At 75.6% G+C, this 22,789-nt stretch carries 19 protein-coding genes; 12 read left to right on the forward strand and 7 right to left on the reverse strand.

All coding sequences use genetic code 11. From position 1 onward, the window contains the following. Positions 1 to 23: 23 nt before the first annotated feature. Positions 24 to 497, reverse strand: coding sequence for an NUDIX hydrolase (locus tag ACZ4SV_RS08430; protein WP_468002539.1), 474 nt, complete (start codon positions 495 to 497; stop codon positions 24 to 26). After that, on the reverse strand, positions 494 to 2,032 hold the full coding sequence (locus ACZ4SV_RS08435; RefSeq protein ID WP_468002541.1) for an ATP-dependent DNA ligase: 1,539 nt from the start codon (positions 2,030 to 2,032) through the stop codon (positions 494 to 496). The genes ACZ4SV_RS08430 and ACZ4SV_RS08435 overlap by 4 nt, the downstream gene beginning before the upstream one ends. 201 nt (positions 2,033 to 2,233) lie before the next feature. Between ACZ4SV_RS08435 and ACZ4SV_RS08440 the strand changes: the two genes are divergently transcribed. The 5 genes from ACZ4SV_RS08440 (at position 2,234) to ACZ4SV_RS08460 (ending at position 6,626) form a co-directional block, all read left to right on the forward strand. Then, entirely contained in the window at positions 2,234 to 2,824 is a 591-nt protein-coding gene (locus ACZ4SV_RS08440; RefSeq protein ID WP_365871569.1) for a helix-turn-helix domain-containing protein, read from the forward strand. Between the two features lie 202 nt (positions 2,825 to 3,026). Further along, complete coding sequence (locus ACZ4SV_RS08445) at positions 3,027 to 3,998, forward strand: NADPH:quinone oxidoreductase family protein (RefSeq protein ID WP_365871567.1); 972 nt, start codon at positions 3,027 to 3,029, stop codon at positions 3,996 to 3,998. Next, positions 3,995 to 5,176 carry an acyl-CoA dehydrogenase family protein gene (locus ACZ4SV_RS08450; RefSeq protein ID WP_365871565.1) on the forward strand — a complete coding sequence of 394 codons (1,182 nt, stop codon included), beginning with the start codon at positions 3,995 to 3,997 and terminating at the stop codon, positions 5,174 to 5,176. Before ACZ4SV_RS08445 ends, ACZ4SV_RS08450 begins: the two co-directional genes overlap by 4 nt. Continuing rightward, entirely contained in the window at positions 5,173 to 6,246 is a 1,074-nt protein-coding gene (locus ACZ4SV_RS08455) for an acyl-CoA dehydrogenase family protein (RefSeq protein WP_397971410.1), read from the forward strand. Before ACZ4SV_RS08450 ends, ACZ4SV_RS08455 begins: the two co-directional genes overlap by 4 nt. Positions 6,247 to 6,431: 185 nt before the next feature. Further along, positions 6,432 to 6,626 carry a hypothetical protein gene (locus tag ACZ4SV_RS08460; RefSeq protein WP_365871561.1) on the forward strand — a complete coding sequence of 65 codons (195 nt, stop codon included), beginning with the start codon at positions 6,432 to 6,434 and terminating at the stop codon, positions 6,624 to 6,626. A gap of 11 nt (positions 6,627 to 6,637) precedes the next feature. Here ACZ4SV_RS08460 and ACZ4SV_RS08465 read toward each other — a convergent pair whose 3' ends face one another. The 3 genes from ACZ4SV_RS08465 to ACZ4SV_RS08475 all read right to left on the reverse strand — a co-directional run bounded on the left by ACZ4SV_RS08465 (position 6,638) and on the right by ACZ4SV_RS08475 (position 9,909). After that, complete coding sequence (locus tag ACZ4SV_RS08465) at positions 6,638 to 7,810, reverse strand: phosphodiester glycosidase family protein (RefSeq protein WP_468003366.1); 1,173 nt, start codon at positions 7,808 to 7,810, stop codon at positions 6,638 to 6,640. 135 nt (positions 7,811 to 7,945) lie between these two features. Then, the gene (locus ACZ4SV_RS08470; protein WP_468002544.1) at positions 7,946 to 8,314 is read right to left on the reverse strand and encodes a DUF779 domain-containing protein; all 369 of its coding nucleotides are present in this window, start codon (positions 8,312 to 8,314) and stop codon (positions 7,946 to 7,948) included. 143 nt (positions 8,315 to 8,457) lie between these two features. Then, positions 8,458 to 9,909, reverse strand: a complete 1,452-nt coding sequence (locus ACZ4SV_RS08475) for a purine-cytosine permease family protein (RefSeq protein ID WP_468002546.1) — start codon at positions 9,907 to 9,909, stop codon at positions 8,458 to 8,460. Between the two features lie 91 nt (positions 9,910 to 10,000). Here ACZ4SV_RS08475 and ACZ4SV_RS08480 point away from each other — a divergent pair, with 91 nt between their 5' ends. Then, positions 10,001 to 10,636: a TetR/AcrR family transcriptional regulator gene (locus tag ACZ4SV_RS08480; protein ID WP_468002548.1), complete on the forward strand. Its 636-nt coding sequence runs from the start codon at positions 10,001 to 10,003 to the stop codon at positions 10,634 to 10,636. A gap of 209 nt (positions 10,637 to 10,845) precedes the next feature. After that, on the forward strand, positions 10,846 to 12,489 hold the full coding sequence (locus tag ACZ4SV_RS08485; RefSeq protein WP_468002550.1) for an amidohydrolase: 1,644 nt from the start codon (positions 10,846 to 10,848) through the stop codon (positions 12,487 to 12,489). A 74-nt stretch (positions 12,490 to 12,563) separates the two neighbouring features. Here ACZ4SV_RS08485 and ACZ4SV_RS08490 read toward each other — a convergent pair whose 3' ends face one another. Together ACZ4SV_RS08490 and ACZ4SV_RS08495 are read right to left on the reverse strand one after the other, a co-directional pair. After that, positions 12,564 to 13,247 (reverse strand): DedA family protein, encoded by a 684-nt coding sequence (locus ACZ4SV_RS08490; protein WP_468002552.1) that lies wholly within the window; start codon positions 13,245 to 13,247, stop codon positions 12,564 to 12,566. A gap of 159 nt (positions 13,248 to 13,406) precedes the next feature. After that, positions 13,407 to 14,351, reverse strand: coding sequence for a LysR family transcriptional regulator (locus ACZ4SV_RS08495; RefSeq protein ID WP_397941523.1), 945 nt, complete (start codon positions 14,349 to 14,351; stop codon positions 13,407 to 13,409). Positions 14,352 to 14,554: 203 nt separating this feature from the next. Here ACZ4SV_RS08495 and ACZ4SV_RS08500 point away from each other — a divergent pair, with 203 nt between their 5' ends. The 5 genes from ACZ4SV_RS08500 to ACZ4SV_RS08520 all read left to right on the forward strand — a co-directional run bounded on the left by ACZ4SV_RS08500 (position 14,555) and on the right by ACZ4SV_RS08520 (position 22,713). Next, complete coding sequence (locus ACZ4SV_RS08500; RefSeq protein WP_397941503.1) at positions 14,555 to 15,703, forward strand: MFS transporter; 1,149 nt, start codon at positions 14,555 to 14,557, stop codon at positions 15,701 to 15,703. A 420-nt stretch (positions 15,704 to 16,123) separates the two neighbouring features. Then, on the forward strand, positions 16,124 to 17,830 hold the full coding sequence (gene paaN / locus ACZ4SV_RS08505) for a phenylacetic acid degradation protein PaaN (protein WP_468003368.1): 1,707 nt from the start codon (positions 16,124 to 16,126) through the stop codon (positions 17,828 to 17,830). Positions 17,831 to 18,120: 290 nt separating this feature from the next. Then, positions 18,121 to 20,283, forward strand: a complete 2,163-nt coding sequence (locus ACZ4SV_RS08510) for a helix-turn-helix domain-containing protein (protein ID WP_468002555.1) — start codon at positions 18,121 to 18,123, stop codon at positions 20,281 to 20,283. 28 nt (positions 20,284 to 20,311) lie between these two features. Next, positions 20,312 to 21,751: an NAD(P)/FAD-dependent oxidoreductase gene (locus ACZ4SV_RS08515; protein ID WP_397947140.1), complete on the forward strand. Its 1,440-nt coding sequence runs from the start codon at positions 20,312 to 20,314 to the stop codon at positions 21,749 to 21,751. Positions 21,752 to 21,873: 122 nt separating this feature from the next. Continuing rightward, complete coding sequence (locus ACZ4SV_RS08520) at positions 21,874 to 22,713, forward strand: alpha/beta fold hydrolase (RefSeq protein ID WP_468002557.1); 840 nt, start codon at positions 21,874 to 21,876, stop codon at positions 22,711 to 22,713. Positions 22,714 to 22,789: the final 76 nt, after the last annotated feature.

Genomic DNA, 22,789 nt, shown 5'->3' on the forward strand with positions numbered 1-22,789 from the left:
CGGCGCAACGCGACAGGCCCTGGTCAGCCCGAGTGCTCCGCCAGCCGGTCGAGAAACGCGGTCTGCGCCGGGATGATCAGCGCACGCGCCCGGTCCGGGGCGAGCCAGGCCACCCGGTCCAGCTCCGGGAACTCCTGGGTCCGGCCGGAGCGCGGCGGCCACTCCAGGGTGAAGGTGCCGGGGCTGACCGCCTCCGGGTCGAGGTCGGCCTCCACCGCCCACGCCGTGACGATCTTGCCGTTGGACTGCACGACCTCGCCCAGCGGCACGGCCTCGCCGTCCGGCGGCGGCAGCCCCAGCTCCTCCTGGAACTCGCGCCGGGCCGCCTCCCAGGCCGGCTCCCCCGCGTCGTACTCGCCCTTCGGCACGGTCCACGCTCCCGCGTCCTTCTTCGCGAAGAACGGACCGCCCATATGACCGAGCAATACCTCCAGGCCCCGACCGGTGTGCCGGAACAACAGCAGTCCCGCGCTGCGCTTCGTCGTCCGCACCGTCACGGTCTGACCTCCGGGTGGGCTGCCAGCAGGGTTTCCACGGTATCGGCCTCCTCGGGGCGCTTGTCCTCGCGGTAGCGGACCACGCGGGCGAAGCGGAGGGTGACGCCGGCCGGGTAGCGGGAGGAGCGCTGGAGGCCGTCGTAGGCGATCTCCACGACGAGTTCGGGGCGCACCCGCACCACCCACCCGTCGTCCTCGACCGCCAGCTCCAGCAGCCGTTCGGTCTGCCAGGCGAGCATCGCGTCCGTCATGCCCTTGAAGGTCTTGCCGAGCATCTTGAAGCCGCCGTCCGGATCGCGGGCGGCGAGGTGGAGGTTGGACAGCTTGCCGGTGCGGCGGCCGTGGCCCCACTCGGCGGCCAGCACCACCAGGTCGAGGGTGTGCACCGGCTTGACCTTGAGCCAGGACGCGCCGCGCCGGCCCGCGCTGTAGGGCGCGTCGAGCGCCTTGACCACCACGCCCTCGTGGCCGCGGGCCAGGGTGGCGGCGAGGAACCGCTCCGCCTCCGGGATGTCCTCGGGCCCCGCGGCCACCGCCCGCCGCACCCGCATCGGCCCGGGCACCAGCCGGGCCAGCTCCGCGTGCCGCTCGGCGAACGGCAGGTCGAGCAGATCGCGGCCGTCGACCGAGAGCGCGTCGAAGAAGACGGGGGAGACCGGGGTCTCCTCGGCGGCCCGCGCCACATCCGTGCGGGAGCCGACCCGGCCCGCCGTCTCCTGGAACGAGCGGGGCCGGCCCGCGGCGTCGAAGGAGATCACCTCGCCGTCCAGGATGAACCGCTCGCCCCGCAACTCCAGCGCGGCGGCGGTCACTTCGGGCAGCCGGCCGGTGATGTCGTCCAGCGTGCGGGTGTACACCCGTACCGTGTCGCCGTCCCGGTGCACCTGCACCCGGATGCCGTCGAGTTTCTCCTCCACCGCGCAGGCGCCCAGCTTCTGCACCGCCTCGGCGACCGAGGACGCGCTGTGCGCCAGCATCGGCAGCACCGGGCAGCCGACCGTGAGCCGGAACCGCTCCAGCGCCGCCGGTCCCTCGCCGAGCAGCGCCCGGGCCACCGTCTGGAGCGACCCGGCGAGCATCACGGCCCGCCGCACGTCCGCCGGGGCCGCGCCGGTCGCCTGGGCCAGTCCCTCCGCCGCGACCGCGTCCAGGGCGCCCTGGCGGACCTCGCCGGTGAGCAGGCCGCGCAGGAAGCGCTGCTCCTCCTCGGTGGCGGCGCCCATCAGCTCGCCGACGAGCCGGGCCCGCTCCGCCTGGGAACCGGGCCCGGACACCTGGCCCAGCTCCGTGAGCCGGGCGTCGACGTCCCGCACGGTCAGGGAGGGCTCGGCGGCCGGCGGCACGGGGCGGCCCAGCACCTTCCAGCCGACGCCGATCCGGCCCTGCGGCAGCCGTCCGGCCAGATAGGGGATGACGATCGGCACGTCGTCCGCCTCCGCGTCCCGGAACAGCTCCGCGAGCAGCGCGGTCTTGCGGGACCGGGCCGCCGTCGCGGCGACCTCCTGGGACACCTGGGCCAGCCGGGTCAGCAGCATGCAGTCATGGTGCACCGCGACGGCCCGGTCCACACCCCCGCGGACGCGCCCAGACCGGCCGTCGGCCGTTCCGCGTGGGAGCGCGGCACCGGCCCGGCAGCCGCGGCCGGCCGCGTTCCCCCCTGCTTGGACCGCCTGGGCCCCGGCCGTCGCCCGCCCTGCCGTATTGACAAACGTGCTTGCCGAACCTGCAATGCGGATATGAGTACCGACGACGTCCTCGCCGAGGTGGGTCCGCGGCTGCGGCGCCTGCGCAAGGACCGGCAGGTGACCCTGGCGGCGCTGTCCGAGGCCACCGGCATCTCCGTGAGCACCCTGTCCCGGCTGGAGTCCGGCCTGCGCAAGCCCAGCCTGGAGCTGCTGCTGCCCATCGCCCAGGCCCACCAGGTGCCGCTGGACGAGCTGGTCGGCGCCCCGCCGGTCGGCGACCCCAGGGTGCGGGCCAAACCGATCAAGCGGCACGGGCGGACGCTGTTCCCGCTGACCCGGCAGCCCGGCGGCCTCCAGGCGTACAAGGTGGTCGAGCCGCCGCGGACCGCCGAGCCCGACCCGCGCACCCACGAGGGCTACGAATGGCTGTACGTGCTGTCCGGGCGGCTCCGGCTCGTGCTCGGCCGGCACGACGTGGTGCTGTCCCCGGGGGAGGCCGCCGAGTTCGACACGCGCGTGCCGCACTGGTTCGGGCCGGCGGGGGAGGGGCCGGTGGAGTTCCTGAGCCTGTTCGGGCCGCAGGGGGAGCGGATGCACGTGCGGGCCCGGCCGGCCCGCGGGGACGCGGCCGACGGCACCTGAACCGGCCGGCGCGGCGGCTGTTCCCGACCGGTGAGCCGCCGGTGTTCCCGGCCGGTGGGCGACCGCTGTTCCCGGCCGGTGTGCCCGGCCTGTGACCCATCGCTGTTCCCGATCGGCGGGCGGTCGCTGTTCCCTCATCAGCAAGCGACCGCTTAGTATGCCGTCGGACCCGGTCAGACGAAGCAGTCCCGTGGAGGCCCGCATGCAGGCATGGCAAGTGCAGGAGAACGGCGAGCCGAGCGAGGTGATGCGCCTGGTCGAGGTGGAGCGCCCCGCACCCGGTGACGGCCAGGTGCTGCTGCGGGTGCGCGCCGCCAACGTCAACTTCCCGGACGCGCTGCTGTGCCGGGGCCAGTACCAGGTGCGCCCGCCGCTGCCCTTCACGCCCGGCGTGGAGGTCTGCGGCGAGACCGAGGACGGCCGCCGGGTGATCGCCAACCCGGTGCTGCCGCACGGCGGGTTCGCCGAGTACGTCCTCGCCGACGCCCGCGCCCTGCTGCCCGCGCCCGCCTCGCTGGACGACGCCGAGGCCGCCGCCCTGCACATCGGCTACCAGACCGGCTGGTTCGGGCTGCACCGCCGCGCTCACCTCCAGGCGGGCGAGACCCTGCTCGTGCACGCCGCCGCCGGCGGCGTGGGCAGTGCCGCCGTCCAGCTCGGCAAGGCGGCCGGCGCCACCGTGATCGGTGTGGTCGGCGGCCCGGACAAGGCCGCCGTCGCCCGGGATCTCGGCTGTGACGTGGTGGTCGACCGGCACGCCGAGGACGTCGTCGCCGCCGTGAAGGAGGCCACCGGCGGCCGGGGCGCCGACGTGATCTACGACCCGGTCGGCGGCACGGCCTACGCCCAGTCCGCCAAACTGGTCGCCTTCGAGGGCCGGATCGTCGTCGTCGGCTTCGCCGGCGGCACCATTCCCAGCCCCGCCCTCAGCCACGCCCTGGTGAAGAACTACTCGATCCTCGGCCTGCACTGGGGCCTGTACAACACCAAGAACCCGAAGCTGGTCCGGCACTGCCACGAGCAGCTCACCGAGCTGGCCGCCCGGGGCGTCGTACGGCCGCTGGTGAGCGAGCGGGTGCCGTTCGCCGAGGCGCCCGGTGCGGTGCAGCGGGTCGCCGACGGGGTGACCACCGGCCGGATCGCCGTCGTCCTGGAGAACGGAGCCGCCGCATGACCGACGCCGCAGAACTGCGCCGCCGCACCCGGGAGCTGCTCGAGCTCCATCCTCCCGCGAGCACCGGCCGCCTCGACTTCCTGCGGGCCCGGTTCGACGCCGGCCTGGCCTGGGTGCACTACCCCGAGGGCCTCGGCGGACTGGGCGCCCCGCGCTCCCTCCAGGGCGTCGTGGACGCCGAGCTGGACGCGGCGGGCGCCCCCGGCAACGATCCCCGGCGCATCGGCATCGGCCTCGGCATGGCCGCGCCGACGATCCTCGCGTACGGCACACCGGAGCAGAAGCGGCGCTATCTGCGGCCCCTGTGGACCGGGGAGGAGGTCTGGTGCCAGCTGTTCAGCGAGCCCGGCGCCGGGTCCGACCTCGCCGCGCTCGGCACCCGGGCCGTCCGCGAGGGCGACACCTGGGTGGTCGACGGGCAGAAGGTGTGGACGTCCAGCGCCCACCTCGCCCGCTGGGCCATCCTCATCGCCCGCACCGACCCGGACGTGCCCAAGCACCAGGGCATCACCTACTTCGTCTGCGACATGACCGACCCGGGCGTCGAGGTCCGGCCGCTGCGCCAGATCACCGGCGAGGCCGAGTTCAACGAGGTCTTCCTCACCGGCGTCCGCATCCCCGACGACCGCCGCCTCGGCGCGGTCGGCGAGGGCTGGCGGGTCGCGCAGACCACGTTGAACAACGAACGCGTCGCCATCGGCGGCATGGCCCTGCCCCGCGAGGGCGGCATGATCGGCCCGGTCGCGCGGACCTGGCGCGAACGCCCCGAACTGCGCACCCACGAACTGCACCAGCGGCTGCTGAAGCTGTGGGTGGAGGCAGAGGTCGCCCGGTTCACCGGCGAGCGGCTGCGCCAGCAGCTCGTGGCCGGCCAGCCCGGACCCGAGGGCGCCGGCATGAAGCTGGCGTTCGCCCGCCTCAACCAGGAGATCAGCGGCCTGGAGGTCGAACTGCGCGGTGCCGAGGGCCTGTTGTACGACGACTGGACCATGCGCCGCCCGGAGCACGTCGACTTCACCGGCCGCGACGCCGGGTACCGCTATCTGCGCTCCAAGGGCAACAGCATCGAGGGCGGCACCAGCGAGGTGCTGCTGAACATCGTCGCCGAGCGCGTCCTCGGCCTGCCCGCCGAGCCGCGCACCGACAAGGACGTCGCCTGGAAGGACCTCGCCCGATGACGGACCTGCTGTACTCCGAGGAGGAGGAGGCGCTGCGCGCCGCCGTCCGCGACCTGCTCACGGACCACTGCACGGCGGCCGACGTCCTCGCCCGCGCCGAGACGGACACCCCGCACGACCGCGCCCTGTGGAAGTCGCTCGCCGAGGACATGGGCCTGGCCGGGCTGCTGGTGCCCGAGGAGCGGGGCGGCCAGGGCGCCACCCACCGCGAGGCGGCCGTCGTACTGGAGGAACTGGGCCGGGCCGTCGCCCCGGTGCCGTACCTCACCAGCGCGGTCGTGGCCACCGAGGCGCTGCTCGCCTGCGCCGACGACGACCTGCTGGCGCGGCTGGCCTCCGGGCGGACTGTCGGCGTCCTGGCGGTCGGCCTGCACACCGGCCCGGCCGCCGCGTTCCCGGCCGTACGGGTGGCGGACGGCACGCTGCACGGCGAGCTGACGGGCGTCGCGGACGCGGCCGTCGCCGACGTGCTGCTCGTCCCGGCCGACGACGGCGGCCTGTACGCCGTGGCCGCCGACGCCGTCACGGTCGTCCCGCAGACCCCCCTCGACCTGACCCGGCCGCCCGCGACCGTACGGCTGGCCGGTGCGCCCGGCCGCCGCGTCGGCGACGCGGAGCCCGCCGTACGCCGGGCCCTGCGCGCCGCCGCCGGACTGCTCGCCTCCGAGCAGCTCGGGGTCGCCGACTGGGCGCTGACCGAGACCGTCCGGTACCTGAAGGAGCGCAAGCAGTTCAACCGGCCGGTCGGCGGCTTCCAGGCGCTCAAGCACCGGCTCGCCGGGCTGTGGCTGGAGGTCGTCCACCTCCGGGCCGCCGCCCGCGCGGCCGCCGACGCGCTCGCCTCCGGCGCGGACACCGACATCACGGTGGCCGTCGCCCAGGCCTACGCCGGCCCCGTCGCCGTACACGCCACCGAGGAGGCGGTGCAGCTGCACGGCGGGACCGGCATGACCTGGGAACACCCGGCGCACCTGTATCTGAAGCGGGCCAAGGCCGATTCGATCGCCTACGGAACCGCGGGCGCCCATCGCGAGGCGCTGGCGGGACTGGTCGACCTCCAGGCACCCTGACCCGCCCCGGCTGAGGCCCGCCCCCGACCGGGGGCGGGCTCCGTCACGGCGGCCCGGGCCGGGCGGTCCGCCCAAGACGCCCAAGACCACACGTTCGGCGGACACGTCAGCGACCCGGACGAACCCTCCGCTACGCCACACTTGCGGCCGAACGCCGCACACCGGGCGTGGCGGAGGAGGTTCCGATGGCCATTTCCATCTCTGTGGTGCTGCTGCTGCTGATCCTGGCCGTGATCTTCATGCGCTGCGGGGCGCTGAAGGTCTCCCACGCCCTGGTCTGCATGCTGCTCGGCTTCTGCCTGGCCGGCACCAGCATGGCGCCCACCATCCATGGCGGACTCACCGCCACCGCCGACCTGGTGAGCAGCCTGCGGCCCTGACCCGGCCGGCCTCAGCCGGCGGAGAACACGCCGATGCCGTTGGGCACCGGCCGTTCGGCCCCGCCGCTGGGATGGCTGCGCACGGTCACGGCGGCGGCGTCGTCCTCGCGGGTCACCAGCTCCGTGGAGCCGCCGCCGTCGAGGTTGAAGGCGTCGGAGGCGCCCAGCGACCGCATGACGTCCGCCTCCTCCGCGACGGTCAGTCCGCCGCGGTAGGCCGCGGCCCCGTCCAGCGCCAGGAGCAGCAGGTGCCGGCCACCGCCCTTGATGCCCACGGCCGTGCGCACCGCCGAGGTCTCGCCGTCCAGGCCGGACAGCGGGGCGCCGCCCCGCAGGACCGGGAACCCGCCGATCGCGAACGCGTACGGCACCCCGGACGAGGCCGCCTCCCCGGTGTGCGAGACGTCCACCGGATCGCCGGGGGACAGCTCGCGCAGTCGCCGCGCGCCCTCCTCGCGGCCCACCAGGACGGTGGTGTCCGCGGGGATCGCCCCGCTGCCCGGGGCGCCGGCGGCGGAGACGACCCGGCCGCCGCGCACCGTCACCTCGTACGTGTCGTCGCTGCACGGCGCCGACCGCTGGCTGTCGGTGCCGCACACGGCGCGCATCCGGGAGGCGCTGCCCCAGCGCGCGGTGAACGCGCCGACGGAGTTCACCGGGAGCGCGTACTGGTTGAGGCCCTTCAGCGGCAGCTTCCCGTCCGGTGTGCCGACCGAGCCGACGAGGGAGAGGCGGTCCAGGCGGGCCCGTCCGTCGGTGCCCACACCGAACACGTCCCGGGTGTCGGTGCCCGGCGGCAGCGCGGGCCCGAACCGCTGGCCCTTCGGCACCGCCGCCTTGAGGAGCTGCCCGCCCGCCACGGCCGGTCCGACGGCCGCGCCGGTGGCCGGCACGCCCGGGTGCTGGGTCTCGGTGATGTGGAAGAAGTCGCCGTTCACCCCGGCGACCGCGCCGGCCGAGTCCGCCAGCCGGGAGACGGTCGCCCGGGCCGCCACCGTGCCCGGATACAGCAGGCCGACGCGGACGTGCGGGTCGGCCAGGTCCACCGTGAGCAGGTGGACGCGGGCCGTGCCCGCCGCCGCGTCGACGTCGAACTGCCGGTAGGTGACGCCCGGCGCGATCCGCCGGCCCGCCGGTGCGGCCCCGGCGGGCGCCGCGCCCGCCAGGGCCGCACCGGCCAGCACACCGACCGCCGTGACCACCGTGAGAACCGTCCTGCCCGCCGCCGAACGCCCGCGTCTGGACACCGTGCCTCCTGATGTCTCGTCAACTGTCCCCGAGTGCAAGGGCAGTGCAGCAGACTCGGGCGGCCGGCGGGACTACCCGGCGTCGACTACGCGAGAACGGGTGAGGAAACGCACTCCCTCGGGTGCCTCCAGCGAGAAGCCGCTGCCCCGTCCCGGGACGACGTCCACGATCAGCCGGGTGTGGCGCCACGCCTGGTACTGGTCGCGCGCCATCCAGAACGTGACGGGCTCCGGCACGCCCGCCACCGCCAGTTCCGCCAGCAGCACGTCCGAGCCGCCGGTGCGGAACTCGCCCTCGGGGTAGCACATCGGGGCGCTGCCGTCGCAGCAGCCGCCGGACTGGTGGAACATCAGCGGCCCGTGCTCGGCGCGCAGCCGGCGCACCAGCTCCGCGGCGCCCGGCGTGAGTGCGACGCGCGGGGTCTCCTCATCCGTTGCCATGTCACCGTCCCGGACAGCGGGTTGCCGACGATCCGCCCAGTCTGACCGACGGTCAGAAAGGCGTCCAGTAGCGGGCATTGGGGATAGGAGGCGGACAGGCGGTACGGCGCGGCCCTGCGGCCGGCGGACGGGTGCGGCCCGCCTCAGCCGGCGCGCACGGTCCGCCGCGCCAGCAGGGCGTAGGTCCCCGAGGCCACCACCAGGCCGGCCGGCAGGGCCAGGTCGATACCGCCCAGGGCGGCGGCCACGGGACCGGTGTAGACGCTGTCGACGCACAGCGCGGAGGCCGTCACACCCGCCGCGAGGGCCAGCGCACCGGACCGGTTGACCCCGCCGGTGTACCAGAACGGCCCACCCGGGGTCTCGTCGGCGAGGGCGGGCCCGTCGTAGCGGTTGCGGCGCAGCACGATGTCCGTGGCGTAGACGGCCGTACCGGGACCGAGCAGCAGCACGGTCAGCTGGAGCACGTCACCGACGGTGTCGAGGAAGTCGGAGACGAGCAGCGCGTACAGGGTGAGCGACACGGACACGGCGCCGTCCACCAGGACGCTGAGCGAGCGCCGGATCCGCAGGCCGACCGCCTGGAGGGCGAGGCCGGCGCTGTAGGCGGTCAGCGCGTTCAGCGCGATGGTGCCGAGGACCAGCGCGAGCAGGAAGACGGGACGGAACCAGCCGGGCAGCAGCCGCTGGAGGGAGGACTGCGGGTCGCCCATGTCGACGGCGGTCGCGGCACACGCGCCGAGCCCGCACACCAGCACGCCCGGCACGAAACCGCCGAGGGCCGTCCAGCCGGCCACCGCCCGCGCGGACGTGCCGCGCGGCAGGTAGCGGGAGAAGTCCGCGCTGGTGGTGTAGGAGAGCGGACCGGAGGCGATGAGGGCGACACCGGACAGCGCGGTCGCCCACGGGGCGGCGCCGGCCGGGTGTTGTCCCGGGACGTGGCCGAAGTCGGTGTGCCGCAGCACCGCCACGCCCAGCACCGCGAACACCGCCGTCAGCACGAGCGTGATCGGCGGATAGAGCCGGACGATCGCGGCATGGCCGTAGACGCTGATGGCGAGCGTCACGGCGGCGATGCCCATCACGACGGCCGCCTTTACGCCGGTGTTCAGCGGCAGGCCGGTCCGGGCCGCCAGGGAGAAGGCCGCGGTCGCCGCCGCGGCCAGGTTCAGCGCGAAGTAGCACACGGAGATCAGCCAGCCGGTCACCGCGTTGTTCACCCGGTTCCCGCGCACCCCGTACAGCGCCCGGGTCACCACCTCGCTCGGTGCGCCCGCCGCCGGGCCCGGGACCGCCAGCAGACCGGTGAGCAGCCAGAACAGATTGCCGACGACGATCACCGCCAGCGCCTGCCACAGGTTCAGGCCCGTCAGCACCAGCGCGCCGCCCACCACCAGGCTCAGGTAGTTGACGTTGGCTGCGGCCCACACGGAGAACAGCTCGCGCGGCCGGCCCCGGCGCTCGGAGTCCGGGACGGGGTCGATGCCGTGCGTCTCGACACCGGCGGTGTGCCCCGGGGCCCCGGACGCGGTGGTGCCGCCCTCCGCGGCCGTGGGCCGTGCGCCGGGGTGCGGGTCGGGGAGCGTGGACGCCATGGGGCCCTCCGGGAGCGGTGGGACCGGCCCGGCCGCTTGTTGGGCGCGTGACCAGTTGCTTATTGGTCGCACACTCAATAGCATCGTGGTCATGTCGTCAAGCGTTCAGCGCAAGCGGATCCGCAAGGACCCGGCCGCCCGCCGTGCGGAGATCGTCGACGCCGCCGCGGCCGTCGCCCTGGCAGAGGGCCTCGAGTGCGTCACCCTCCGCCGGATCGCCGAGGAACTCGCCGTCCGCCCCGGCCTGATCAGCCACTACTTCCCGTCCGCCGAGGAACTCGTCGCCGAGGCGTTCGGCAGCGCGGCGGCCGGGGAGCTCGACCGTCTCCTGCCGGCCGCGCGTCCGATCGGAACGCCCACCCGGCACCTGGCCCGCTTCCTCGCCCGCACCTCCGGAGAGGCGTACGACGCGATCAGCCGCCTGTGGATCAACGCCCGCCACCTCAGCCGCTACCGGCCCGTGCTGCGCGACCGGGTCGCACGGCAGGAGGCCGACTGGCGCGGCCGGCTGGAGGGCCTGGTCCGGGACGGCGTGGCCGCCGGCGAGTTCGCCACGGACGACCCGGCGGCCGTCACCGTCCAGCTCCTCGTCGTCCTCGACGGCCTGGGCGTCCACGCCAACACCGCGGTGCCCCGGCGCCCGCCCGCGGTGCTCCGCATGCCCGTCACCACCGCCGAACGGGAACTCGGCCTGTCGCCCGGCACGCTGGACGACACCGCCGGCTGACCCGCGGCCCGCTGCCCCCGCGGCCCGCTGTGTGTCCCCGCGGCCCGCTGTGTGTCCCCTGCGGCGCCAGGGCGCGCCCGCCCTGCGCGGCCACCGGCCGCCGCGCCCCCAGCGGCCTCGGCGCCTGCCCGGACCGGGTGCCCGCTGTACCTGCCGTGCCCCTCTATGCCCCGCTATGCCCTCTGTGCCCCGTGAGCGAAGGAGCCACCGTGCCCGCCGATCTCGTCCTGCTCTCCGCCCGGCTGCTCGACCCCGGCACGGGCGGCTTCCTCCCGCACACCGCGCTCGCCGCGGAGCGGGGGCGGATCAGCTTCCTCGGCGACGACCGGGACGCCCGCGCCCTCGCCGGGCCCGGCACCACGGTGATCGACCTGCGCGGGGCCGTGGTCACCGCGGGGTTCACCGACGGGCATCTGCACCCGGTCTCCGGCGCCGAACGCACCCTCGGCGTCGACCTGTCCGCCTGCCACGACCTGGACGCCGTGCGGGCCGCGCTGGCCACGGCGGTGCGCGAGCTGCGGCCCGGCGCCTGGCTGCGCGGCTGGGGACTGGACCCGAACGCCTTCGGCACGGCTCCCGTGTCCTACGCCGCCCTCGGTCCCGTGCTCGACGCGGTGCCCGCCCTCATCGACTTGTTCGACGCGCACTCGGCGCTGGCCAGCGAGCGGGCGCTGGAACTGGCCGGCGTCGACGGACCGCGCGCCTTCGCACAGGGCTCGGAGATCGTCTGCGACGCCGGCGGCCGGCCCACCGGACTGCTGCTGGAGGACGCCGCCTGCGAACTCGTCGAGGCGGTCGCCCCGCGGCCCGCCGAGGCCGAGATCCGCGCCCGCGCCGCCGAGGTGCTGGCCGCCATGGCCGCGTCCGGGCTCACCGGCGGGCACGCCATGGACGCGAACGGCGACAGCCTCGCCGTCTACGCCGCCCTGGAGGCCGACGGCGCCCTGCCCCTGCGGCTCAGGATCGCCCCCTGGTGCCGGCCGGAGACGGACGACGCCGCGGTCGCCGGGCTGATCGCGCTCCAGGGCACCGGCGGCGCCCTGTGGCGGGTGGCGGGCGTGAAGCTGTTCATGGACGGCACCATCGACAACGGCACCGCCTGGCTGGAGACCCCCGACTGCCACGGCGCGTCCCGGCACGCCTACTGGCCCGATCCGCAGCGCTACAGCCGGGTCGTCGCCGACCTCCACCGCGCCGGCGTGCCGACGGCCACCCACGCCATCGGCGACGCGGCGGTCCGCCATGTCCTGGACTCGGTCGAGCAGGCCCAGGCCCGGGCGGGCGGCGGTGACGGCGCCGGCGCTACGGGTGCCGTGCGCCACCGGGTCGAGCACATCGAGACCGTCCCGGACGACACCGTCCGCCGGTTCGCGCCGCTCGGTGTCGTCGCGTCCATGCAGCCCACCCACTGCTGCGAGTTCACGCGGGCCGACCACACCGACAACTGGTCGCGCCGGCTCGGCGAGGAGCGGGCCGGCCGCGCGTTCCGCTGCCGTGACCTGTGGGAGGCCGGGGCCCGGGTCGTCCTCGGCTCCGACTGGCCCGTCGCGCCGTACCCGCCGCTCCAGGTCATGGCCGGCGCCCGGCACCGGCGGCCCGCCGACCTCTCCCTGCCGCCGCACGGCCCCGAGCAGGCCCTCACCCCGCTCCAGGCGCTCCAGGGCATCACCGTGTCCGCCGCCTGGGCCGCGGGGGAGGAGGACCACGCCGGCCGGCTCGCCGTGGGCCACCGCGCCGACCTCACGGCGCTGGCCGACGACCCGCTGCGGGTGCCCGACACGGAGCTGGCCGGGGTGCCGGTGGTGCTGACGGCGGTGGCGGGCCGGGTCACGCACCGGGCGGCGGCGCTGTAACGGGGGCGGGCGGGGTCCGGACCGTACCCGCGGGTGGGGTGCGGGCCGGGTCCACGGGCGCGGGTCGGGCCGGTTCAGCGCGCGGAGTCGCGGTCCTCCGGGCGTTCCCGCTGTTCCTGCCGTTCCTGCCGCTCCCGGCGGGCGCGGTGGGCGCGGCGGGCCTCCGGGACGAGCGGCAGCAGCGAGAGGACGACGACCAGGGCCACCAGCGGCAGCAGGTACTCGTCGATCCGCGGGACGGAGGCGCCCAGCGTGTATCCGGCCAGCACCAGCGTCTGCGTCCACAGCACCCCGCCCACCGCCTGCCACAGCGTGAAGGTCCGCGCCGGCACGCCCAGGGCCCCGGCCACCGGGTGCAGGACCGTCCGCAGCAGCGGTACGAAGCGGCCGATCACCAGTGCCTTGCCGTGGCCGTAGCGGGCCAGCAGCCGTTCGGCCCGCGCCGCGGCGTCCCGCACCCGGCTGCCCGACGTACGCGCCAGCAGCGCCCGTCCGCCGTGGCGGCCGACGAGGTACCCGGTCTGGCCGCCCGCCACCGCCCCGACCGCCGCGCACACCAGCACCTGCCACAGCGCGAGGCGCGGCGGCTGCTGGGCGCTGCCCGCGCACAGCACCCCGGCCGGGAACAGCAGGGTGTCACCGGGCAGGAAGAAGCCGACGACCAGCAGGCCCGACTCGGCGAAGACCACCGCCAGGACGCCCAGCGCGCCGAAGGCGGCCAGCACCGAGGCGCTGTCCATCGGGTTGACGGCTGTCACCGGCCGGCCCTCCTGGCCTCCTCGGGGATGCTGCCCGCTCCCAGCATCACCCGCGGGGCGGCCCGCACGCCACGGCGGCCTCCCGGCGCGTCCCGCGACACCGGCGGCCGGAACCCCGCAGCACCACCCGCGCGGACCGGGAAAGGCCGGGCGCCCGGCTCAGAGGCCGAGCCGGGACAGGTCGCAGGCCATCGCGTCGGCGAAGGCGCGGACCCGGATGTTCTCGCGCTCACCGTGCCAGACCAGGCCGAGCGCGGACTCGGGCAGGCCGGTCACCGGGACGTACGCCACGTCCCGGCGGTGGTGGTACTCGGTGGTCGGGTGGCACAGCAGCATCACGCCCCGGTTCGCCGCCACCAGGGACAGCCCCTCCTGGAGCGTGCCGACCGCCGGTCCCCGCGGCACCGTCGCGCCGGCCGGGGTGCGGGTGGGCGCCTGGACCTCGCGCCAGTAGTCCGGCGCCGGGGCGGCCACCCCGACGAGCGGTGAGTGGGCCAGTTCCTCGGCGTCCAGCGCGGCCCGTTCGGCGAAGGGGTGCCGCCGGGAGACGGCCAGGTACTGCTGCTGGCGGGAGAAGACCGGCCCGAGCACGAGCCCCGGCTCCCGGACCGGCAGCAGCACGACGGCGGTGTCCACCTCGTCCCGGTGCAACGGCCCGAAGGGGTCGGAGAGCGGCACCTCGGTGATCCGGATCTCGGAGCCGGGATAGCGGTCCTCGAACTCCCGCACCACGTCCATGAACCCGTACCCGGCCACGCCCTGGAAGCCGATGCGCAGCGGGCCGCTGCCGCCGAGCGCCGCCGCCCGGGCGTTGTCGACGGTGGCGCGCAGGGCCGCGTAGGCGGGGCGCAGGGCGCCGAGGAACTCCTCGCCGAGCGGGGTCAGCCGCACCCGCCGGCTCGTCCGGTCCACCAGGCGCCCGCCGATGCGCTGCTCCAGGGCCCGGATCAGCTGGCTGACCCGGCCCTGCGAGACGTACAGCCGCTCGCCCGTCCGCCCGAAGTGCAGTTCTTCCGCCAGGATCAGGAAACACTCCAGCTCGCGGATCTCCACGGTGCCCGCCGCCTGCTTCGCACCGCCGGCTTCCGGCTCGATGGCAGTCATGGTCATGCCCTCCAGTGGTACGGTCCGCGCTGGTCGTAGGCACTGTCCGCGCGTCGTTCGATTAACCTGCCTCATAGAAGCATGAGAACTTCGCGCTTGTTCCGGCTTCCGCGCCAGAGTTGGCTGGGGCCATGGCAAAAGTTGACGATCCCTCCGTTCAGGCGCCCGCACCAGGGAGATCCGCACAAGGCGGGTGGCCCGCGGTGGCGGCCGTGGCGGCCGGAACGTTCACCGTGGTCACGTCGGAGATGCTGCCGGTCGGCCTGCTGACCCCGATGAGCGGCGCGCTCGGCGTGAGCGAGGGCACGGCCGGACTGACGCTCACCGTCACCGGCGTGGTCGGCGCGCTGTCCGCGCCCCTGGTCACCTCGGCGGTCGGCCGGATCGACCGGCGCGTGGTGCTCTGCTCCCTGATGCTGCTGCTGGCGGCGGCCAACGTACTGGCCGCCTGGTCGCCGAACTTCGCGGTGATGATGGCGGCCCGGGTGCTGATCGGCATAGGCATGGGCGGCGTCTGGTCACTCGCCGGCGGCCTCGGGGTCCGGCTGGTTCCGGCCAAGTCCGTGGGACCGGCGACCTCCATGATCTTCAGCGGTATCGCCATCGCCTCGGTGGTGGGCGTGCCGGCCGGCGCGTACATCGGCGAACTGGCCGGCTGGCGCGAGGCGTTCCTCGCCGTCGCCGGACTGGCGCTGCTGGTGACGGTCGCCATGGCGGTGCTGCTGCCCCGGCTGCCGGCCGAGCAGGCGGTCGCGCTGGGCGGCGTGATGCGGCTGGCCGGCAATCCCCGGGTGGCCACCGGGCTGGCCGTGGTCGCCCTGCTGGTGACCGGCCACTTCGCCGCCTACACCTACGTCCGGCCGGTCCTGGAGAACGTTTCCGGCGTCCAGGACTCGCTGATCGGCGCGCTGCTGCTGGTGTACGGGATCGCCGGCATCGCGGGCAACTTCCTGGTCGGCGCCCGGGTCGGGCGGTCCGTGCGGGGCGTCCTGCTGGTGATCAGCGCGGTCCTGGCGGCCTCGGTGCTGCTGGTCCCGCTGCTCGGACTGTCCGTGGCCGGCGCCGCGATCCTGCTGGTGACGTGGGGTCTGGCCTACGGCGGTGTGTCGGTGAGCACCCAGACCTGGCTGGCGCTCGCCGCTCCCGAGGCCCGCGAGGGCGTGACCTCCCTGTTCGTGGGCGTGTTCAACGGCGCCATCGCGCTGGGCGCGTTCGTGGGCGGCCAGGTGGTCGACGGCCTCGGCACCCGGTCGGTGCTGTGGCTGGGCGGCGCGCTGGCCCTCGGCGCCCTCGCGGTGACCGCCCTCGGGCGGGTCCCGGCGCCGGCCGCGCCGGCGGCGGCCGGGGACTGAGAAGAGCTGCCGGACGGCCCATCCGGGGCGCGTCCGGCACGGTCCGGTGGTTGTTCATCCCCCGTCGGCCACCGGGCCGTACCTCCTCCTCGGGGAGTGCGCTCCCCACCTGCCGGAACCGGTTCGGTCCCGGCTCCGGTCCGTTGGATACATATGTCATATTATGGCTTGAACATTGCCATTGCATTACTACTTTTGGTGAAGTCTTGCCCAATGCTCCGCTTGTTGTGATGGGATGAGCCCCGTTCGTTTCATCGGGACGAGACACGACCACGGCGACGAGGGGCACCCCGCGCGTACGACCGCACCGGCCCGGCCGGCGGACGCGCGCCCGGCGCAGCTCCGCCCGTGTCTCGTACAGCGGGAGGAGCAAGAGTGGGAAGAGGCTTACCGGCCCCGGCCGGGGACCGGCAGCACCCGGTGGCCCTGCTGCGGACGCTGGCACACCGCCACGGGCCGACGCTCGACCGAGCCCGGCAGACCCTGCGCACCCGGGCCCACTGGTCGCCCTACCCGGAGGACACCGGCCACTACGGCCCGGACGCCGCGGCCGCCGCCCGGACCGCCCTCGCGGCCCTGCGCGGGCAGGTCTTCGACCTCGGCCAGCCGGGGCGGGACGGCCTGGTCGGACCGGCGCCCGCCGACGGCGGCGAACGCTCGCCGTACGGGCCCGAACTGGCCATCGCCTACCCGCACCACGACCCCGACGTCCTTATCGACGCGATGCGGCGCGCCCTGCCGCGCTGGCGGGAGGCGGGCGTGACGGCACGTGCCGCCGTCTGCGCCGAGATCCTGGCCCGGCTCAACGCCGCCTCGCACGAACTGGCTCTGGCCGCCGAGCACACCAGCGGCCACAACCCCGTGATGGCCTTCCACGCCGGCGCCGTACACGCCCAGGACCGGGGACTGGAGGCCGTCGCCGAGGCCGTGGAGCAGCAGACCCGGCTGCCGGGCTCCTTCGCCTGGCGCAAACCGATGCCGGACGGCACGGAGTTCGTCCTGGACAAGACGTTCACCCTCCGGCCCCGCGGTGTCTCGCTGCTGATCGCCAACAGCGTCTTCCCGGCGTGGAACGGCTACCCCGGCCTCTTCGCCTCGCTCGCCACCGGCAACCCCGTCCTGGTCAAACCCCACCCGCGGGCCGTGCTGCCGCTCGCGCTGACCGTGCGGACCGCCCGCGAGGTGCTGAGCGAGACCGGTTTCGATCCCAACCTGGTGTGCCTGGCCCCCGAGCGGCCCGGCGAGGGGCTCGCCCGCCGCCTCGCCGTCCACCCCGACGTACGGATCGTGGACTACGCGGGCAGCACCGGCTTCGGCGACTGGCTGCGCCGCAACGCCACCCAGGCACGCGTCTTCACCAGCACCTCGGCCGTCAACAGCCTGCTCCTCGAATCCACCGACGACTACCGGGGCATGCTGGCCAACCTGGCCTTCGGACTCGCCCTCTACAGCGGACAGCTCTGCACCAGCCCGCAGAACCTGCTGATCCCCCGCGAAGGCATCACCACCGACGAGGGCCACAAGTCCTTCGACCGCGTGGTGGCGGACCTCGGCGGAGCGCTGGCCGACCTGCTCGCGGAACCGGCCGCCGCCGTCTCCGTCCTCGGTGCCCTGATCTCGCCCGAGGTGCTGGCCCGGGTGGACAAGGCCGCGTCGGGCGCGCTCGGCGAGGTGGCCGTCGCCCCCCGCCCGGTCGTCCACCCCGACCACCCCGACGCCGTCGTCCGGACCCCGGCCGTCATCGCGCTGGACGCGGCCCGCCCCGGCGACCTGGCCACCGCGTCCGCCGAATGGCTGGGCCCCGTGTACTTCGCGGTCGCCGTCGACTCGCCCGCCGCCGGCATCGCGCTGCTGGCCCGTACCGCCCGGGAGCACGGCTCGCTCTCCGCCGGCGCCTGGACCGTCTCCCCGGAGGTCGAGGCGGCGCTCGAAGACGCCTGTGCCGAGGCCGGCGTCATGCTGTCGCTCAACCTGAAGGGCAACTGGTACATCACCCAGTCCGCCGTCTACTCCGACCTGCACGGCACGGGCCTGAACCCGGCGGCCGACGCGGTGTACTGTGACGCCGCCTTCGTCGCCGGCCGCTTCCACGCGGTGGGGGTCCGCCGCCACGGCCCCACGGGCTGAGCCCCCGTCACCGCCGCGCCGGCAGACGGCCCCCGGACACCGGCGCCCGCACCCGCACCGCACCGGGCACCCGGCCGACGCGCTTCCCGGACCGGACCCGCACCACGCAGGACACGGAGCAGACGTCACCCGTACGGGACCGCCCGGTACCAGGCCGGTCCCGTACCCGCCCGCGCCCGGACCGGGCCGGAGCCGTACCGGACCGGCGGCACCGGCCCCCGGGCCGGGCGCGGGCCCGACCGTGTCCCGCTTCCCCCGTCATCGCACCGACCTTCCAGGGAGTACCCCGCATGCTCTCGGCACCCGCACCTCTCCTCGACCCCCCGCTGCGCGGCCGCGACCGCGAACTCGCCCGGATCGCCGCCGTGCTGGAAGCCACCCGCCGGGGCGGCACGGCCCTGATCCTCGTCGAGGCGCCGCCCGGCTACGGCAAGACCCGGTTACTGCGCGCCGCCATGGACCTGGCCGAACGACTGGGCTACAGGGTGACGGGGCCGGGCGGTGCCCTCCAGCCGGTCCCGGGCGCCGCCGGCACCCGGACGGCGGACACCCTCCCCGGCCGCCACGACCCGGCCCCGCCCGTGCCCGGTGCGCCGGTGCTGGTCGTCGTGGACGAACTCCAGGACCTGGACGCGGCGGCCGGCCCCGCGGGGGCGGTCCTCACCGGGCCCGGCGTCCCGCAGGACCGGGTCGTCTGGCTGGCCGCGCTCCGTACCGGCACCGGCCACGACCGGCGCGGCGCCCTGCTCTCGGACCCGCGCCGCCACTACGAGCGCCTGGTCCTCGGCGCGCTCGACGACGCCGCCGCGCTGCGCCTGGCGGCGGACCTGCTGGGCGTGCCGCCCGGCCCGGCGGTGGCCCGGCTGGTGGAACAGGCCGGCGGCCATCCCCGGCTGCTCACCGAACTGCTGACCGGCATGCGGGAGGAGGGCACCATCCGCGTCGACGCCGGCGAGGCCGAGCTGGCCGGAGTACGGCTGCCGGACCGGGTCCGGGTCCGGCTGCGCACCACCCTCGCCCAGTACTCCCGGGAGTGCCGGCAGTTCCTGAGCGTGGCGGCCGTCCTCGGCACGGAGGTGGAGTACACCGAACTGTCGGCCATGCTCGGCCGGCAACTGTCGGCCCTGCTGCCGGTCATGGAGGAGGCGTGCGCCACCGGCATGGTGCGGCACGCGGCCGTCCGGCTCGCCTTCCAGAGCGGGCTGATGCGGCAGGCCGTCCAGGACGCGATGCCGGACGCGCTCAAGCGGGTGCTGTACCAGGAGGCGGCGCTGCTGCGGGCGGCCGGCGGCGCCCGGCCCGGCCCGGCCGCCGCGGCGGGCGTCCGGGAGCCCGACGGCGGGGCCGCCGCCCGGGCCGGCGCGGCACACGGACGCGGGCCCGGCGCCCACCGCGCCGGCGGCCGGCTCCATTCCGGCACCGACCGGGCGGCGCGGCAGCCGAGCCCGGGGGAGTGGATCGGGCGGGAAGGCCCGGCGGGACCGCCGGGCTCCCCGGGTCCGGGTCCGGCGGGCTGGGCGGGGCCCGTGGCTTCGACCGGTTCCGCGGGTCCGGTGGGCGGTGCGGGTCCGGTGGGTCCGACCGGTTCCGGGGGCCCGGCGGGTGCGGGGTACGCGGCCCAGCAGCCGTACGCCGCTCAGGCCGCCGTGCAGAACCTGGGGCCGTGGCTCAGCAGGCGGCAGCGGGAGCTGGTGCAACTGGTGTCGGAGGGTTTGACCAACCGGCAGGCCGCGACCCGGCTCGGGCTCTCGCCCCACACCGTCAACTACCACCTGCGGCGGCTGTTCAAGAGCTACGGCGTGAACTCCCGCATCGACCTGCTGCGGGCGGTCGCGGAACACCACCGCCCACCCGCCGGTCCCGCCACCGCGCCCGGCGCCGGTCCGGCCGACGCCCCGCTCGCGCCCATGCTGCTGGCGCCGCTCCCGACCCGGCCCGTGACGGAGCCGGCGCCGTACCTGCCCGTCCCGCGCACCGCCCGGCCGCCCTTCGCGGACGACCGCACCGGGTCGGCCGGACCGTACGCGTCGGCCGGTCCGTACGCGTCGGCCGGTCCGTTCGGGTCCGCCGGTTCGTCCGCGTCCGCCGGACCGTACGCGTCTGCCGGTTCTCCTGCTGCGGCCGGTCCGTTCGCCTCTGCCGGTTCGCCTGGCTCTGCGAGTACGTCCGCCTCGGCCGGTTCGTCTGCCTCTGCCGGTCCGTTCGCCTCCGCTGGTTCGTCCGCCCGCACCGAGCGGATCGCCACCGATCCGGCCGCCGCTCCCCGACAGTTCCACCCCACCGGCCCGACCACCGCTACCGACCCGTTCACCGCCGCCGGTCCGGCCACTGCCACCGATAGGGCCACCGCTACCGACCCGTTCACCGGTACCGGTCCGGCCGCCGGTGCCGGTCCGGTCGAGGAGGCCGGCTCGTCCGGTCCCGAGGTTCCCGCCCGGTGGTCCCGCCCGTGATCCGTTCGTCCACCTCTGGAGACAGTTGATGAACTCCCTGACCCTTCCGGCTTCCTGGCCCGCCCACGCGCCGGCCCCGGCCCGGCGGACCGCCTGGCTGCGCGACGCCTTCGCCGCCGGACCCGACGACGGCAAGTCCCCGGCGCTGGCCGGTGACGTCCGCTGCGACGTGTGCGTGGTCGGCGGCGGCTACACCGGCCTGTGGACCGCCCTGGAGATCCTGCGCCGCGCCCCCGGCACCGACATCGTGCTCATCGACGCCGACGTCTGCGGCGGCGGTGCCAGCGGTGCCAACGCCGGTTACCTGATGCCCATGTGGGCCCGGTTCGACAGCCTGGTCGCCATCAGCGACCACGCCGAGGCCCGCCGGCTGGGCGAGGCGTCCGAGCGGGCCGTGGACGAGATCCTGGACTTCGTCGACGAGCACGGCATCGACGCCGAGTACCGGCGCGGCCCGTGGATGTGGGCGGCCTCGTCCGAGGCGCAGCGCGGCGCCTGGAACTCGACCCTGGAGAACCTGGCCCGGGCCGGGGTGGAACCGCTGCGCGAGCTGAGCCCCGACCAGGCCCGCCGGGCGGTCGGCACCCCGTCCCACTACGGCGCCGTGATCGACCCGCACTGCGCCACGCTCCAGCCGGCCAAACTGGTGCGCGGCATGCGGCGTGTGGCGCTCGACCAGGGCGTACGGATCCACGAGCACACCCCGCTGACCGGGCTCCGGCAGGAACACGGCAGCACGGTCGCGGTGACCCGGCACGCCGAGATCCGCGCGGACAAGGTGGTGCTGGCGATCAACGCCTGGGCCGGACAGCTCAAGGAACTGGCCGGTCTGATGGTCACCGTGGCCAGTGACACGGTCCTGACCGTGCCCGTGCCGGACCGGCTCGACGCGATCGGCTGGCGGGACGCCACCTCGGTGTGCGACGCCCGCAAGCGCCTGAACTACTACCGCACCACCGCCGACGGCCGGCTGCTCATCGGCAAGGGCGGAGTGGGCCTGGCCCCCGGCAACTCGGGCGCGGACACCATGTGGGGCGGCCCCTTGCGGCCCGGCGAGGTACGGCGCCAGTTCCTCAGGCTCTTCCCGGACCTGCGGGACGTACCGGTGGACATGATGTGGACGGCGCCGGTCGAGTACTCGGTCACGTCCGTCCCGTTCGCCGGCCGGCTGCGCTCCCTGCCGGGCGTGTACTACGCCACCGGCTACTCGGGCGACGGGGTGGGCCCCTCCCGCCTGATGTCCAAGGTCCTGGCCTCGCTGGTGCTGGACACCGACGACGAGTGGTCCGGGTCGGCCCTGGCCCGCACCCCGCGCGGTGCGATACCCGGCGAGCCCGTCCGGTACGCCGGCTCCCGGCTGGCCCTCGCCGCCCAGCGGGCGCTGGAGGGACGCGAGGACCGGGGCGCGTCCGTCCCGGGTCCGGTCAAGCGGCTGCTGTCGGTCGACCCGTCCGCCTTCCGGCGCTGAGGAGGTCCCCGGCCCGTCCGGGCGGGCCGGGACTACCAGTTCGAGTGGTACGGCCGGGAAGATCCTGCCGAAGCGGGCAAACCGCCCGCCCGGCCCGCCGGTGCCCCCGCTACCGTGCGCGGATGACGACCTCTCAGTACTCCGCGCCCGCCCCCCTGGTCCTGGGTTCGGGACCGGCCGTGGTCCTGGCACACGGCGCCGGCAGCGACGTACGGGACAGCTACGGCCCCGTCCTCGACGCGCTCGCCCGGCGGCACACGGTCATCGGCCCGGACTATCCCGGCTCGGGCGACACCCCGCTCCCGGACGGCCCCCTGTCCCTCGACGCCCTCGCCGACCACGTGGTGGCGGCCGGAGTCCGGGCGGGCGCGGAGACGTTCGCCGTGGCGGGCTTCTCGATGGGCACGACCGTCGCCGTGCGGGCGGCGGTACGGCATCCCGGGCGGGTGACCGCGCTCGTCCTGTCCTCCGGGTTCGCCCGGCCCAACGCCCGGCTGCGCCTGGTCGTCGACGTCTGGCGGGCGCTCGGCCGGACGTCGGACAGCCGTACCCTCGCGGCCTATCTGTCCCTGGTGGTCGGCGGCGCGAGCTGGCTGGACGAGCGCACCCCGGAGGAACTGGAGGAGCAGCTCGCCGCGTTCGCGGCCGGCCTCCCGCCGGGGACGGACCGGCAGCTCGAACTGTTCGAGACCATCGACGTGTCGGCGGACCTGCCCGCGGTCCGGGTGCCCACGCTGGTCGTCTCGCCGGTGGAGGACGTCCTCACCACCCCGGCGCACTCCCGCGAGCTGGCCGACGGCATCCCCGGCGCCGAACTGGCCAGGCTGGACTGCGGCCACGCCATCGCCGCGGAGCAGCCGGCCGAGTGGGCCGCGCTGATCACCGGCTTCCTGTCCCGCACCACCGCCCCGGACTCCCACACGGCGCCGGTCACCGGGACCCCCGGGCCCGGCCGCGCCTGACCCGTCCTCCGCCACCTGGCCGGCCGGACCCCGGTTTCGCGCACCGGCCGGTCGGCGCCCGGCCGCCTGCCTGCGG

The organism is Streptomyces sp. NPDC027672, assembly GCF_055566335.1.

Excerpts from the sequence above, each read along its gene's own strand:
- ACZ4SV_RS08435 (WP_468002541.1), bottom strand. The coding sequence starts at position 2,032 with ATGCTGCTGACCCGGCTGGCCCAGGTGTCCCAGGAGGTCGCCGCGACG.
- ACZ4SV_RS08440 (WP_365871569.1), top strand. The coding sequence starts at position 2,234 with ATGAGTACCGACGACGTCCTCGCCGAGGTGGGTCCGCGGCTGCGGCGC.
- ACZ4SV_RS08445 (WP_365871567.1), top strand. The coding sequence starts at position 3,027 with ATGCAGGCATGGCAAGTGCAGGAGAACGGCGAGCCGAGCGAGGTGATG.
- ACZ4SV_RS08450 (WP_365871565.1), top strand. The coding sequence starts at position 3,995 with ATGACCGACGCCGCAGAACTGCGCCGCCGCACCCGGGAGCTGCTCGAG.
- ACZ4SV_RS08455 (WP_397971410.1), top strand. The coding sequence starts at position 5,173 with ATGACGGACCTGCTGTACTCCGAGGAGGAGGAGGCGCTGCGCGCCGCC.
- ACZ4SV_RS08460 (WP_365871561.1), top strand. The coding sequence starts at position 6,432 with ATGGCCATTTCCATCTCTGTGGTGCTGCTGCTGCTGATCCTGGCCGTG.
- ACZ4SV_RS08470 (WP_468002544.1), bottom strand. The coding sequence starts at position 8,314 with ATGGCAACGGATGAGGAGACCCCGCGCGTCGCACTCACGCCGGGCGCC.
- ACZ4SV_RS08475 (WP_468002546.1), bottom strand. The coding sequence starts at position 9,909 with ATGGCGTCCACGCTCCCCGACCCGCACCCCGGCGCACGGCCCACGGCC.
- ACZ4SV_RS08480 (WP_468002548.1), top strand. The coding sequence starts at position 10,001 with ATGTCGTCAAGCGTTCAGCGCAAGCGGATCCGCAAGGACCCGGCCGCC.
- ACZ4SV_RS08495 (WP_397941523.1), bottom strand. The coding sequence starts at position 14,351 with ATGACTGCCATCGAGCCGGAAGCCGGCGGTGCGAAGCAGGCGGCGGGC.
- ACZ4SV_RS08510 (WP_468002555.1), top strand. The coding sequence starts at position 18,121 with ATGCTCTCGGCACCCGCACCTCTCCTCGACCCCCCGCTGCGCGGCCGC.
- ACZ4SV_RS08515 (WP_397947140.1), top strand. The coding sequence starts at position 20,312 with ATGAACTCCCTGACCCTTCCGGCTTCCTGGCCCGCCCACGCGCCGGCC.
- ACZ4SV_RS08520 (WP_468002557.1), top strand. The coding sequence starts at position 21,874 with ATGACGACCTCTCAGTACTCCGCGCCCGCCCCCCTGGTCCTGGGTTCG.